General features: G+C 69.5%; 13 protein-coding genes and 1 pseudogene. 1 reads left to right on the top strand and 13 read right to left on the bottom strand.

Features of this window, described 5'->3' with window-relative positions:
- Positions 1–12 precede the first annotated feature (12 nt).
- The 10 genes from SPR02S_RS33615 to SPR02S_RS33570 form a co-directional block, all read right to left on the bottom strand.
- Positions 13–240, bottom strand: coding sequence for a hypothetical protein (locus tag SPR02S_RS33615; protein ID WP_019061425.1), 228 nt, complete (start codon positions 238–240; stop codon positions 13–15).
- Positions 241–312: 72 nt separating this feature from the next.
- A complete protein-coding gene (locus SPR02S_RS33610; protein WP_019061424.1) occupies positions 313–1374 on the bottom strand; it encodes a conjugal transfer protein in 1062 nt (353 codons plus the stop codon).
- A 218-nt stretch (positions 1375–1592) separates the two neighbouring features.
- Positions 1593–3338, bottom strand: coding sequence for an FtsK/SpoIIIE domain-containing protein (locus tag SPR02S_RS33605; RefSeq protein ID WP_245607662.1), 1746 nt, complete (start codon positions 3336–3338; stop codon positions 1593–1595).
- An 835-nt stretch (positions 3339–4173) separates the two neighbouring features.
- On the bottom strand, positions 4174–4341 hold the full coding sequence (locus tag SPR02S_RS33600; protein ID WP_158697909.1) for a hypothetical protein: 168 nt from the start codon (positions 4339–4341) through the stop codon (positions 4174–4176).
- Positions 4342–4359: 18 nt separating this feature from the next.
- Positions 4360–4716 (bottom strand): hypothetical protein, encoded by a 357-nt coding sequence (locus SPR02S_RS33595; RefSeq protein ID WP_019061421.1) that lies wholly within the window; start codon positions 4714–4716, stop codon positions 4360–4362.
- A 98-nt stretch (positions 4717–4814) separates the two neighbouring features.
- On the bottom strand, positions 4815–6098 hold the full coding sequence (locus SPR02S_RS33590; RefSeq protein WP_043258652.1) for a DUF2637 domain-containing protein: 1284 nt from the start codon (positions 6096–6098) through the stop codon (positions 4815–4817).
- Positions 6099–6189: 91 nt separating this feature from the next.
- Positions 6190–6330 (bottom strand): hypothetical protein, encoded by a 141-nt coding sequence (locus SPR02S_RS63380; protein ID WP_019061420.1) that lies wholly within the window; start codon positions 6328–6330, stop codon positions 6190–6192.
- A gap of 154 nt (positions 6331–6484) precedes the next feature.
- Positions 6485–7117 carry a ribonuclease FAU-1 family protein gene (locus SPR02S_RS33580; RefSeq protein ID WP_019061419.1) on the bottom strand — a complete coding sequence of 211 codons (633 nt, stop codon included), beginning with the start codon at positions 7115–7117 and terminating at the stop codon, positions 6485–6487.
- A gap of 95 nt (positions 7118–7212) precedes the next feature.
- The gene (locus SPR02S_RS65790) at positions 7213–7347 is read right to left on the bottom strand and encodes a hypothetical protein (RefSeq protein ID WP_019061418.1); all 135 of its coding nucleotides are present in this window, start codon (positions 7345–7347) and stop codon (positions 7213–7215) included.
- The gene (locus tag SPR02S_RS33570) at positions 7344–8339 is read right to left on the bottom strand and encodes a hypothetical protein (protein WP_019061417.1); all 996 of its coding nucleotides are present in this window, start codon (positions 8337–8339) and stop codon (positions 7344–7346) included. Before SPR02S_RS33570 ends, SPR02S_RS65790 begins: the two co-directional genes overlap by 4 nt.
- Here SPR02S_RS33570 and SPR02S_RS66550 point away from each other — a divergent pair.
- Positions 8332–8862, top strand: a pseudogene (locus SPR02S_RS66550) (DUF8825 domain-containing protein). The gene SPR02S_RS33570 and the pseudogene SPR02S_RS66550 sit on opposite strands and share 8 nt — an antisense overlap.
- Positions 8863–9008: 146 nt before the next feature.
- Here the strand turns inward: SPR02S_RS66550 and SPR02S_RS65105 are convergent.
- The 3 genes from SPR02S_RS65105 to SPR02S_RS64465 all read right to left on the bottom strand — a co-directional run.
- On the bottom strand, positions 9009–10148 hold the full coding sequence (locus SPR02S_RS65105) for a hypothetical protein (RefSeq protein WP_245607661.1): 1140 nt from the start codon (positions 10146–10148) through the stop codon (positions 9009–9011).
- A 1656-nt stretch (positions 10149–11804) separates the two neighbouring features.
- Entirely contained in the window at positions 11805–12347 is a 543-nt protein-coding gene (locus tag SPR02S_RS33550; protein WP_019061413.1) for a hypothetical protein, read from the bottom strand.
- Positions 12348–12841: 494 nt separating this feature from the next.
- A partial coding sequence (locus tag SPR02S_RS64465; RefSeq protein ID WP_218006592.1) for a hypothetical protein occupies positions 12842–13606 on the bottom strand: 765 nt, incomplete at its 5' end.

Here is a 13606-nt window from a genome sequence, read left to right as displayed (position 1 = left end):
CGATACCGCCGCTCACACCTGGAAGGTGGAGACGATCTTCGTCCCCACCACGCTGAGGATGCTGATGGCCTGATCGGTCTTGATGATGCAGAACGCCGCGACCGCGGCGCCGGCGAGGCAGGTTCCGAACTTGCCCCACTGACTCCGGCTGAAATACATGAAGACCTGCACAACAAACACGGCACCGAACAGCGACGAGACGATGGTGATGATGTACGAGGCCAGCGGGTTGGTGCCCATGACTCTCCTTGGCGTGCGGGTATGAGGGCGGGTTCGAAGGCGCTCGGTGCGGGCACCGGATGGAGCGCGTGCTCACTGCGACGTCACCAGCCAGACCTGCCAGCGGGACGCGCCGTCGGCGCTGACCTGCGTGAGGGTGACGCGGTAGGTCTGTTGCAGCTCGGCGCCGGCCAGCTCCCACCGGACGGTGGCCAGGCCGGTGCGCCGCGAGCCGGATCCGGTCTGGAGGGCCCAGGTGTCCAGGGAGTGCCACGCGAGGCCGTCGCTGAGCGGCGCGATCTTCGCCCCGGGGGCGGCCGACTGGTCGGCGGTTCCGTCGACCCAGGCCTCGAAGAAGTTCGCGACCGTCGTGCGGGTGCGCTCGGACAGCGCGGCGTCGGTGTCGGGCGAGCCCGGTTCCTCCCAGGTGACCGGTTGCGCGAGGCCGACCAGGGCGGGCTGCCCGGTGACGATGACGCGTGCGCCGGCCTCGGCGACGGGCACCTCCAGGCCGACCCACGAGGAGACTGACTTGGCCTTGGAGCCGGCGCCTTGCGTGGAGGACACCCGTACGTCGACGGAGACCCTCGCCTGGTGCGCGCTGGTCTGGGTGACCTCGCCGGGGATGGTCTGTGCGACGAGCTGGAGGCCATGGCCGTCCCAGCCGGCCTTGGTATCCGCGCCCTTGGGCAGGTCCCGGGCGAGTTCCGTCGCCCGGGAGGCGGGGTCGTCCTGGGACCACGTGAGGTAGGAGCGGGCGAACCGGGCGGCGACCTGCTGGGCGGCGGCGTCGGGCACGTCGTCCTTGGCCGCTTCCGTCTGAGGGCTGGTTTTGGGAGTGGCTGTCGGCTGCTGCGGGGCGATGACGCTGCGTACGCCGATGAAGGCGAACAGGCCGATCACGGCCCAGACCGCGATCCGTCCGGTCCGCCGGGCGAACACGCTGCCCGACCCTTCGTCCTCCTCCGCCCACGCCGAGGTGTCCGGCCGTCGCGCCGGCGCGTGCGCCTGCGCGGTCGCAGCGTCCTCGGTCGTGTCGGCTTCCGGCTGTTCACCGGCCTTCCGGCGGGAGCGGCTGGCGAGGGCGTCGGCGAATTCTTCACCCCCCGCCTTCTTTTTTTTGGGAAGGCCGAACACCTTCCGCAGCAACTTCATGGGAACTCCTCGGCCGTATCGCGGTCCGGTCGTTGTGCGCATGCGGACGCAATGACTGATCGGCTTCACCGCGAGATACGGGAAGCGCACACCAAGAAAGCTATGCCGAAATGCCTGTGGATAAATTTCGCTGCCGCCAGAGCTGTGCGGTCGGCATGTCGGAGAACCGCGAAAAGGGCCCGCACGAGGTGCGGGCCCTGGGGTGGTCGGGGTGAAAGTCAGAGGACGGACACGTCTTCCTCTTCGGAGATTTCTTCCTCGTCGAACTCGCCGTTCTCTGCGGCGAGGCGGTTGCGTGCCCAGCGTTCCAGGTCACTCAGCCGGTAGAGGCTTTCCCTTCCTCGCTTGTCCGCAGGGTCGGGGAATTCGGGGTCGCGGGCGCGGGCATTGCGCAGGGAGTTCAGGTCGACGTCGTCAAGGAGGTCCTCGGCCTCGCGCAGCCCGACGAGCGGATCCGCCTCGTCCTCGTCGCCCTGCTGCTCGTCGCCGGCCGTGAGCTCCGAGACTTCGTCGTCGCTCTCCTCGTCCGCTCCGGCGTCCTCCTGCCAATTCCCCGCAACAGAAGCGAGAGCGTGAACAGCGCGGCCGTGAACAGGCCCATCTGTGTCATCGACACCCTGTTTCCCCAGGTGGACACTGTCATCTGTGTCACTGTTCAGCTGTGTCACTCTGTCATCCGCCGCGGGGATGTTCTTGGTGAGGGAGACGGCAGGCACCGGGGCGGAGCCGGCCATGGCCCAGGCCCGCGCCTCGGCGTCGGTCATGAACAGGACCTGGGTCTCGTGGGCCATGCCGCCGAGCACGACCTGGGCGCGGCCGATGTGGCGGGTGCTCTTAGGGGCGGGCTGGACCTCGGGGACGAGCATCTTCCAGGCGTTCTGCGTGTAGCGGGCGAGAATTCGGGTGGCGAAGTTCTCACGCATTTCAGGGCCGCCCAGGGCGCGGGCGGTCGCCGACTGGGCGACCAGGAGCACGTGGAGCCGAACAGCCCGCCCCATGAAGAGGATTTCAGCGAGTGCGTCGACCGCTGGCGATATCTTCGGGTCGCCTTTTTCCTTGATCTTCTCCCAGTAGCGGGTCAGCTGTTTCATCGTCGCATTGATCTCCTCCAGCAGGATCACCATGCGCGGCCCGATCTCGGACGGGTCGGCGTCGTCGCCGAGGTGCTCCGCAACGTGAATACGGCGCTGCCCTTCGGCGCCGAGCCGGACCAGAGCGTCGTGAATGTCGGAGATATCACGGCAGTATTCGACGTTCTTCACGCCGCGGGCCCACATATGGGATACGCGTTTGAAGTCGAGAATGTATCCGTGCGCGCCGTGGTGAATGAGCTGGGAGGCAATGGTGCGCAGGATGACGCTCTTGCCGCCGCCGGTACCCGCGGACACCAGGACATGCGGGGACTCGGCATCCAAGTCCACCGACACGATCTTCTGTCCGCGCTCCAGGCCGATCAGAGGCGCCGATTCGGGCACCTTCTTGACGAGCTCCCTGACCTTGGGATCGCTGAAGACGACCTTCGACGGCGGACGGTGGACCTTCTTCACCGTCACGTAGGGGCTGCGGCCGTCGTATTTCCAGCTGAAGGACACCCCTTGCAGGGCGAGCTTCTTGACGATCATCTCGGCGACGTCGGTCTCCTTGAACTTCAAGGCGACCGGCAGGTCAATACGGATCTCCGCGTCGTCGTCGCTGAAGTTCTTGGGAACGTGCAGATAGGAGCGCGGCCGGGTCGCCTCGGGAATGCCCAGCGGGCCGACCAGCGCCAGGTGCAGCGGCTCGACCCACTCCCGCATCAGTTCGCGCTGGCCACGGTGGCGCACGGCGTGCACCGCGGCGCCGGTCAGCAGCAGTCCGCCGGCCCCGGCCCCGCCGTACTCCACCGCCCTGAGCGTCTGTTCGGGCTCGGTCCAGTAGAACCAACCGCCGGTGCCCAGGGATCCGAGCGTGGTCAGCCGGGACACCACCCGCTGCCAGCCAGGCCGGTAGGACCACGGACCGACCCGTCCCTCGACACCGTCGAGGACGCGTCGGCCGCCCTTGAAGAACGTCGCGTCCGTACGGCGCTCACCGTCCATGTCCCGCCCGGACAGCAGCCGGCCAACGCCCATGAGGAAGGCCTCGACACTCTCTTCGAGCTGCCGGTCGAACTCGCTGCGCCCCATCGCCTGCCTCGCCTCCAGTGCGCACAGTGCCGTCCGCGTACCGCGGACGTTGATCTCCATGGACGCTAAGCCGATTCGCCTGTGGACAGATTTCGCTGCTCGCGGCCCGGGCCGTACTGCACGTACTGCACCGTGGCGGCCGACCCGCTGCTCCGAGCAGTACGGCGCGCACTGGACCCGGCTGCTCGCTGCTCTTCGGCGTCCTGCTCCACTGCACGAGCAGCGACTGCTCCCGCGCTGCACGGTCGCGTGCAGGACTGCACGGGCACTGCACGCAGCAGGGCGGAAGCAGCAGATCGGCGCCGGGAACAGGACGTCGCGCTGCACCGGTCGCTGCCCGAGCAGGAGTTCATACCGCCGACGGCAGTCCAGCCGATCCCCTGGCCCGGGCTTCACGGGGCAGGGGGCGCAGGGCCGCTCGCGCGCAGCGGCTGCACGAGGTCCTGCTACGGAGTCCCGGACTGGAGCAGTACGCCGAGCAGCACATTGTGTGCCCGCGCGACGGACGGGGAGTGCAGCGGCGGGTCACCCCTGCTGCTGCTCCTGCTGCTGCTTCGTACGGTCGTACTGCTGCTGCACCGCTCCACTGGTCCGGCGTGCGCCGCCCCCGCTGCTGCCGGCCGGGCGCGCCCGTTCAGAGGAGAGGGACGCCGGATTCGACCCGGACGGCCACCATCGCCCAGAGCATCCGGCCTTCGGCGCGGCAGCGGTCCAGGACCGTGTGATGGGTGGCGAGGGTCCCGGGGTCGTCGATCTCCTCGGCCTGCATCGGCAAGTCCTCGCTCCAGGTCCCGGGAGGCACCACCATCACCACCGCGACTCAGGTCTCGAGCGCGGCCTTCAGCCATGCCGAGGACAGCGGCAGCGGTTCGTCCGGCGCCAGGGTCGTGCTCAGCCCGTCGAGCGCGAGTCCGGTGAAGCAGCCATCGAGGATCCGTACGGCCGCATCGGCCTTCGGCGGCACATCGGCCGCCCGGACCAGGCCGACCGCCTGGGCGTCATCCACGAGCCGCTCGTACAGACGGGGGTCGGGCTGGATCACGACTTCGGCGAAGCGGCGGCTGGGGGTGACGGCGGTCGAGAACGTCCACGTCCGGCGTGCCGCGCCCGCAGGTGTGTCCGCGGTCCCCGCGTTCGTCGGCGCCTTGCGGGGCTTGCGCGCCTTCTGCCGTCCCATGGGCTGCCCAACGACCGCGGACCGGGAGAGTGGCGGGCGGCCTCGGCCACATCGGGAGCAGGAGGCGACGGGGCACCTTCGTGCGGTGGAACGGCGTCCTACGCGGCAGCCGCCTCCTTCTCCGTCTCCTTCTCTGTCTCCTGCGTGCTCGGGGCCGGCACGGTGGCGGCCTGCTTGGTGGCGTTGGTGGCGATCCGCCATATCTGGCCGCCGTTAACGGTCTTTCCGTGCTCCTTCAACCACCGGGACAGCGCGGGGGCGTCGTAGCTCGCCAGTTGGGCGATGGCGTACCGGACCGCGTCGGCGTTCCTCATCGAGGCGATGACCTTCGTGTGGTCGGTGGCGTCGGTACGGCCTGGCTTGCCGTCCTCCTCTTCTCCCTCTCCCCCCTCCGCGGCGCCGTCCTGGTCGTCCTGGTCGCCTGGGCCGTCGTGCTCGTCGGGTTCCGGCTCCTCGTCCTCACCGCCGTCGGCATCCGGCTCTTCGCCCGGTGGGGCCGGGTCCACTTCCGTGTCGGTCGGGGCGGGCTGCTCCTCGCCCGGCACGGGCGACTGCGGAACGGGCCGGACGGTGTCGGGCTCGGCGCACGCCGGGCCCGCTGCGTCTGCGGAGTCCGTGCCGGAGACGGCTTCCGCTGGTACGGGGGCCGGGTCGATCGCGGCGGGGGTCGGGTGGGCGTCGATGTCGGCGGCGGCGAGGCCGGCCGACGCGGTCTGTGCGAGGGGGACGCCGTACCGGGCGAGCCGCAACGGCATCAGCGACTCCACCGGTGCCTTGCGGCGCCACGCCCGGCCGAAGCGGGAGCGCAGGCGGGACTGGTAGACCAGGCGTTCCTGCTCCAGCTTGATGACCTCCTCGTAGGAGCGCAGCTCCCAGAGCTTCATCCGCCGCCACAGCAGGAACGTCGGCAGCGGGGAGAGCAGCCAGCGCGTGAGGCGCACGCCTTCCATGTGCTTGTCGGCGGTGAGGTCGGCGATCCGCCCCACGGCGTGGCGGGCGGCCTCGACGGTGACGACGAACAGGACCGGGATGACGGCGTGCATGCCCATGCCCAGCGGGTCGTCAGCCGCGGCGGCGTTGAACGTGATGGTCGCGACGGTCAGGAGCCAGGCCGTTTGCCGCAGGAGCGGGAAAGGGATACGGATCCACGTCAGCAGCAGGTCGAGCGCGAGCAGGACGCAGATGCCCGCGTCGATGCCGATCGGGAAGAAGTAGGAGAAGTTGTTGAAGCCCTTCCTGGCGGCCAGCTCGCGTACGGCTGTGTAGGACCCGGCGAAGCCGATCGCGGCCACGAGGACCGCGCCGAGGACCACGACCGCGATCAGGACGCGGTGGGTGCGCGTGAGCTGGACGCGGCTGGGTGACACACCGACTCCTTCCATTGTTGAGCCGTGAGTGTCACCCGGATCACCTGTGGATAGATTTCGCGCCCTCCGCCGGCTGCGGCTTCCACCACCGCCGGCCCCGATCGGGTCACGCGCGGGGCAAGCGGCCCGTGAAGTCCCATGCGACGAGCGCGCCCAGGCGGATCTGCCGGACGAGGGCCTGGACCTGACCGGCTCGCGGGGCACGCTGGGTGAAGTGCCGCAGGGCGCCGGCCACCGCCTCGAACACATCGGCGTCCGTCTTCGATCACGTACATGGTGGTCGTCCTTCCGGCGGGCCCGGTCATCTCCCGTGCGGAGATGGGCGTGCCGGACCCCTGATCGTGCGGACGGTAGGAGGCGGGTACCGCTTGTGTCGCGTCGCCTGTCGCCTGCCGCGAGGATCAGTGCGGCGGAGACGGCAAGGAGGGGGTCGGCCAGGCCGGGTCGCGGCGCCAGGCCGCCCACCGGTCGGCCTCGGCGAAGGGTCCGGCCCGCTCGGCCAGGAGGGCGAGAGCCTCCTCGCGGGCGGCGTCGACATGCGCGTGCTCGACGTCGTCGATGATGCCCAGCCGGCGGGCGTGTGCGTATTCGGCCTCGTCCTTCCACCGCCAACGGGACAGGTCCGCGTCGACGAGGAGGTCGACGAGCAGGTCGAAGGTGTCGAAGCCGCGGGGTCGGCGGACGTTGGGGCGTTCGAAGTTGATGTACCAGGTGAGGAGCCGGTGGTCAGCGTCGCCGCTGAAGTGCGCACCGGGCGGCTTCCACAGCAGCAGCACCGTGTCCTGCCACTCCCCCGCGCTCAGCGTCCAGGTGCCGGCGGCGAGTTGCCGCACCGCCTCCTCGCGCAAGACCGTGGTCTCACCGCGGCGGGCCCGCACGTACGCCGCGGGCACCCGTACGCCGGCTCCCGGCCAGGCGCAGGTGACCAGGGCCGCGGGCGTGTCCTCGACCACCCGCAGGGCCTGGGCGCTCCACACGCGTCCGCGGAAAACATCACGCCGCTGCACCGTCTGACCAACGTCGAAGAACTCCACCGAACCACCCCCCGCACGCTCAACGCGCAGCCCCTGGGACGGGGTACGCCCGCCGGACACCATCGCGTACGCACAGGTGTCCGGCGGACCAGCGACTACGTCGAGTCCTCCCGCCCCGGCCGGATACGGCGGCTGCGCCTCTTGCGGGCGAGGCACGCCACGGCCGTGACCGTCAGCGCGGCGGCGACGCCCGCGATGTACTCGGCCACGACCTGGCCGAGGAGGTTCACGCCCCGCTCCCGAAGACCCCGTCCTGCGAACGCCCGTACGTGGCGCGGGCGGACGCCGCCCGCTGCTCGTAACGGCGCCCCAAGCGGCGGAGCTTACGGCGGACGCTGTCGGCCTCGGCCGCGCTGACCCCGCCCAGGCCGGCCAGCTCGGCCCACGAGGTCCGCCCGGACTGCGCCCAGACGCGGGCCACCTGCTGCTCGCCGGGCGACAGGCCGGCGAACACGGCCGCCGCGCCCGGCGTCTCCGGCTCCCACAACCCCGGGGACTGCGTGGGGGCGGCCCGGTCGGCGAGCACGTCGACGAGCGTGCCGCCGCCGGGGACGGGGTGGTCGAGCGACAGGAGACGGCCGCCGGCCGTCTTGCGCCGCCACAGCGGCCGCAACTGGCGGTGCACCACGGACGACTCCCGCTTCAGCTGCTTCAGGCCGAGCGCGCCGGCGTCGTCGACGAGGTGCTCGCCCAACAGGTCCACCCAGTCCCCCAGCAGCGCCGTCGATACCGCCTCCAGCCACTCCTCGTCGGGGTGCGCGATACCGAGCCACATGCTGGCGAACTCGGCGACCGCCGGCTTCCACCCGTCCACGGTCCGCGTCTCGAGGATCGCCCGACGGGCGTTGAGGGCGGCGAAGACGCCCAGCCGGGCCCGCTCAGCCTCGGCATCGTAGGGCGACCACTTCGCCTGGACCGCCAGCGTCCGCAGCTGCCCGTCGACCTGCTGAACCCAGATGTAGTCGGCTCCGCGCTCCCGGGGTTCCGGCTTCGCGACGCCGCCCAGGAAGGCGATCGAGCACATCTTCTCCGCCAGCGTCGTCCCGAAGTCGCCCTCGGCAGGCCTGCGGCCAGCGAGCGCGCGCCGGGCCTCGGCGAGTTCGGCCCGTACGTGGACGGGAAGCGGCGCCACCCGGAAGCGGGGGAAGGCGACGAGGTCGGCCGACGGCTGAGCGCCGCTTCCGCCGGACGGCTCCGAGGGAGCACCGTCGTGGATGGTCATCGGGGTTGTACTCCTTGCTGATCGGTACGAGCGTTCACCCCTCGGCACCGGCAGGACGCCCGTCCGACAAAGAATTTTCCGACCGGCATGTGGTCTGCCTCACACACCCGTGGCGGTGGGCTCGTGGCGGCACGAGCGGTGTCAGACCCGCCGCCTACGAGCCCGACCAGAACGCCTTCGAATTTCCAGACGACCTTTTCGACGCCGGCGGGAGCTGCACGAGATCCACGCCGAGCTCCGCACGATGCATGCGGTCCGGCCCTGGTCGGTCGAGCCGAACGACGGCTGGGACGACTCCGCCAAGTGGTATCCCTCCGTCCGCCCCGCGACCGACGGCTGGAGCGCCGAGGACACCTCGGCATACACGTCTCGCTAGGAACGCGCCCGGGATCTGAGCGCGTTCGTGATCACCCACCGGTTCTGGGGCGAGGTCGAGGTCGCCGCCGCCGAACGCGCCGAAGCGCGCTCCAAGCTGATCCACGCCACCCAGCCGGCCCCGGCCGAGCCCGCGGCAACCAGCTGAGGCGAGGACCGGGCCCCGTCGAGCAGCGCACCGCGATAGCTGCGGCGCCATGACGGTCACGGCCAGCCCTGCACAACGCCCGCCCAGCACCGCCGGCACGACCCGCGCCAGCCGTAGCAGTTCGACTCCGTGCGGTGCCGACTGCATCACGCCAGCCCCGCGCCGACCGCGACCGTGTCCTCGTCCAACGGACGGGCCGCCAGGTCGGGGCACCGCTCGCTCCACGCCGGCGGCCTCTCGCGCGGCACCGCCGCGGCCCGCACCCGGGCCAGGTCGCCGAGGAACTCGCGCAACAGGTCGTGAGCGACCCGCTCCCGCGCCTTCGAGGCCGCCTTCTCGGCGCGCTCGCGGTTCTTGTCCGTCAGGAACATGCCGTGCAGAGTCATCCGCCGGACATGAGCGGCCTCCATCTCGGCCGGCCCGGACTCCAGCAGCCGCCGAAGCGCCCGCCGCCTGCGCTGTTCGAGAAGTTTCGTGGCCAGGTCCTTCTCGGCGAACGCCCGGCACACCGGATCATCGGCGCCGTCCGGCGCCCCGGCGCCCCTTACGACCACCCACGTGTCCTCGGCGACCTGTGCGGTCAGCATGGCCACCGCCTGCGGATCGTCGACGTCAGCCCGTACGGCCACGGCAATGTCGACCGCCTGGTCGACCAAGGCCTTCGTGGACCGGCGCAGCGAGCACACCGGGCACAGCCCGGCAGCCTCGGCGCGACCGCAGTCCTCACACGGCCGTGCCGCCCGCCGCACCTCCTCCTCCGCCAGCTGCGCCCTCTGCTCTTCGATCGCCGCGTGGAAGGCAACCTGACGTTCGGCCGCCCGTTCCCGGCGCACCGCATCAATCGCGCTCTGGTAGTCGAACTTCGCGCGCAGCGCGTCCTCGTAGACCCCACGCCACTCCCCCGCAGCCACGTGCGGGTGCTGGGCCGCAACCTCGGTGGCCACGATCTGGCGCAGGCCACGTCGATCACCGATGAGACAGTCGCAACTGGGGCAGGTGCCACCGGAGTCGATGCGGATCCCGTCGTCGCACAGGTTCGACCAGCACCCGCTGTCCTGCGGCAGCCCCCGCCGGATCAGCCACGCCGCCAAGTCCTGCACCGGGGTCCGCTGCCGGGCCAGCCGTCGCTTGAGCCGCTCAGCCAGCCGACGCTCGGCCACCCCCTCGCCGTCACCCACGAACGTGCGCAGCCGCACCAGCTCCCGACGAACGTTCTTTGCCAGCCACGCCCCGGTCGACGCGCGCCCCAGCCCGGCCCACAGCCAGGCCACCGGAGCTAGAGCCACCGTCAGGTCCTTCGGCACCCCAACCGGCCCAACGATCCCGCCAGTTCGCACCGGCGGGTCCCACCCTGATCTCGTCGACGCGCTTTGCTGTTCCCCGCGAAGCGGGCCCGTCCCACCAGCCGCACCGGCAAGAACTTCCGTCGTCTCCGGGAGATCCCCGTCCGCGCCCGCGCATTCCCGCAGCGGGTCCTCACCCAAGACGGCAGAGCCGGAAAAACAGTCCAGATCACCGGTAGAAGAAGTACAGAGAGAGACCACAGGTGAGTGGGCCGCGTGGGGGCCTGCACCAACGGCCTCCCCTGATCCACCGTCAAAACCCGCATCTACCTGTGACGATGCGTCGAGATCCGTCTCCTGAACCCCACATGCAACAGGAACCTCGACCGGAACATCCTCGAAGCTCAGCTGCGCCCAGCCATCCCCGGCCAGGACTAGGCCCTCGCACTCCCCCTCCTCACCGCACCGCGCGCACCCGGCATCCGGTTCCTGGGGGGCCGCGGGAGCTGGTGAAGCCGACGCATCGTCAACCTGCGGCGCGGGCGCAGGCTTCGACGCTGCCCGAGCACGCTCGTACGCGTCCCGGATCGCCGGCACCAGCAGTCGATCCTCCCCGTACCGCTCCGGGCGGTCCCATGCCACACCCTCTAGCGCCAACAGCTGCTTCAGCACCGGACGGGCCTCCTCGACGGAGCAGCCCAACAGCTTGGCCACCGTCGCCTCAGACCGGTTGTAGCCCTTGGGAAGACGGCCCGGAGCCATCGGCACCGAACCATCCGGACGAGCATTCAGCGCGAGCAACAGCATCGCCAACCGGTCGGTCGCCGACCCCCTCCCCCGCCGCTTCGCGAGAAACCCGGCTGGCGTCGCGGCCTTGTCCTTCGGCGCCCAGCCAGGGCACAACACGGCCTCGCAGAAGTGCAGCAACGTGGCAAGGTCCCGTTTGTTCAAGAGCGACAACGGGTTCAATCCCTGCTGCGCGCGTGCTTCCTTCAACGGCAGCAGCTCGAAGTCCAGCGCGTGCGTCCAACCAGCGGCGTCCCGCGCGCTATCGCATGTCGCGATCCCGCTCGCCCGGACAAGAGGAACAACCGTGTGAGCCACATGAGAGACCCCGTAACCCAGCCATCCGCCCAGGTCCCGGGACATCGTGATCACGTGCGAGGACGCGACCGGGGCCTTCGCGATGAGCAAAACGGACGTGAGGCGCACGGAGTTGCACACCCCATCCAGCCGCGGGTCATCAAGGACGGTCCGCACGGACGAGAGAAACGCGCTGCGCATGGTCCGCGTGAGGACGAGAGGTTCGGTGGAAGCGAGTACAGATCCCCCGCGGCCTCCCGCACCTTGGGACGCAGGCGGCGCGGTCGAGGACGACGAGGACGGAGGAACCGGTGGACGGGCGGACGCACGATTTCGGTCTGCTTCGGGCACGACTGCGCCAGCCCTCGGACGGGTAGCTATGATGTGCTCCAGTCGAGGAGGTTCTAGGGAAACTCGCATCGCCAACCGGCACCGCCTGGGGAGGTTGGGAGGCCGGCCATGCGACAGGTATTCAGCTAGGGATGTTGAGTAACGCTCACCTCCTCGACGTGACTGGCCCGGGATTGTGGAGTCCCGGGCCAGTGGGCTGTTCTGGCCGAACTGGGATGCTCGGCCCTACTGGTGGCTGGAGCGGGCCGGGGCGCTCGTACGGCGCCTACCGGTGGACGCCGAAGCGCGAGTCGCCTTCTTCCGGGGCTCGCGCTTCTTGATCCTGGTGAGGATTGCTGGGAGTTCGTCGATCCACCGACCGATCGGAAGCCGAAGCGCGACTTGGTCGTCAAGGAACGACGGCTCTTGGCCATCGGGTGACGGTGATTCAACGGCCGCGCGCTCTTCGCGAGAGTGAGCGACGCGAACTCCCGTCGGCGTGACCCACAAAGTGGTTTCTGGGGTGGTGGTGGGGTCCGTGACCGCATCCCGTGCCGCGTGAAGTGCCGAAAGGAGCCACGTGTCGAGGTCTTGCTTCTTCGAGCGCTGAGCTGGCCTGTCGGGCCAGACGAACGTCGAGAGAAGCCGGTAGACCTTGATGACGATGATGTCGGAGACGTAGTGCTCTTCGGGCAGGACACCGTTCGCCTCAGCCTTGTAGACCCAGTTGCTGTCCAAGCCTGCGGCGGTCGCCACGGCGTTTGCGCTGAGGCGTTCTGTCAACGACATGGGGGCTCCAGTGACGCTATTTAGCTGACCCCGTCACCCTACCGCAAGTTCCAAAGTTATTACCCTGTCAGGGGTATAGATGCGTAGCGGGGTGTGCCCGTGGAAGGGTGCGCCGGACGCAGGGGCGTTTGATCGGTAGGTAGATCGGTAGGAAGCAAGGACGGCTGATCGATAGCCACTTAGTGATAGTCCAAGCAACATGGATCGATATAACTACCTGGTCAAGGTTGCTTTGAGAGTCATTGGGAGCCTCACTTCACGCGCGTCGCAGAGGTCGGCGGAGGCGTCGGCGGGGCGAGGTGGGCCTGTGGCTCGTGACAGGGCCCAGCCGCCCGACAGTGGCACGTGACGTCTAGGTCGTCGAGACGTTCGCGTAGAAACTGGTCTGCCACCATGAGGATTTGAGGGAAGAACGATGAGCGTGCCGCGCGTGTCGCGCCAGCAAACGAGGAAGGCCGCCCCCTTGGTAGGGGGCGGCCTTCAGATCGACGAGATCAGATCAGCGGTGGCATCTCAGGCTTCGGCAGCGGCCCTTCGGCCTCCAAGGCTCGGAGTAGCTGCTGGACCAAGGCCGAGACCACAGCCTTGCCCTTGCGGGCATACCCGACTTCCTCCAGCAGTTGCAGAATGTCGCCGACGTTCTCGATGGCTGCGGGGCTGAGGCTGAGAGTCGTCTTCTTGCCCTTCGGTAGCCCCATCTGCTCTTCTTCGATCTTGTCCGCCATTGCGACCAGTTCATCTTGGTCAAGTGGGGCCGTACGCAACGCGGCGTCGAGGTAGTGCCCCAGGTTCAGGGTGGGTCGCCCTGAGGACTTCCGGTCCCGCCCCATGCGGGAGCGCAGAAGAGTCCACAGACCAGGGATGAGGTTGACCCCCTGTGAGTCCCAGTTGCGTGAGTGCACTTGGGAGTCAATGAAGCTATTCCAGACCTCTTGCTGAACTGGGCCGTACTGCGGGCGACGCTTGCGCGATGCGCCTGCTCCGTCGGGCTTCTTCTTCGCCGTGGGCGTGCGTCCGGTCCCGGTGGTTTCACCCTTGGCCTCGGCGTCGGGCTCGGCTTCGGCCTCAGGCTCGGCTTCGGCCTCGGCTTCGGCTTCGGCTTCGGCCTCAGGCTCGGCTTCGGCTTCGGCTTCGGCTTCGGCCTCAGGCTCGGCTTCGGCCTCGACCTCGGCTTCGGCTTCGGCCTCAGGCTCGGCTTCGGCCTCGACCTCGGCTTCGGCTTCGGCTTCGGCCTCAGGCTCGGCTTCGGCCTCGGCCTC

The organism is Streptomyces prunicolor NBRC 13075, assembly GCF_000367365.1.
Lineage (GTDB): Bacteria > Actinomycetota > Actinomycetes > Streptomycetales > Streptomycetaceae > Streptomyces > Streptomyces prunicolor.
Note: the sequence above shows the minus strand (reverse complement) of the source record. Positions and strands in the feature narration are given on the sequence as shown.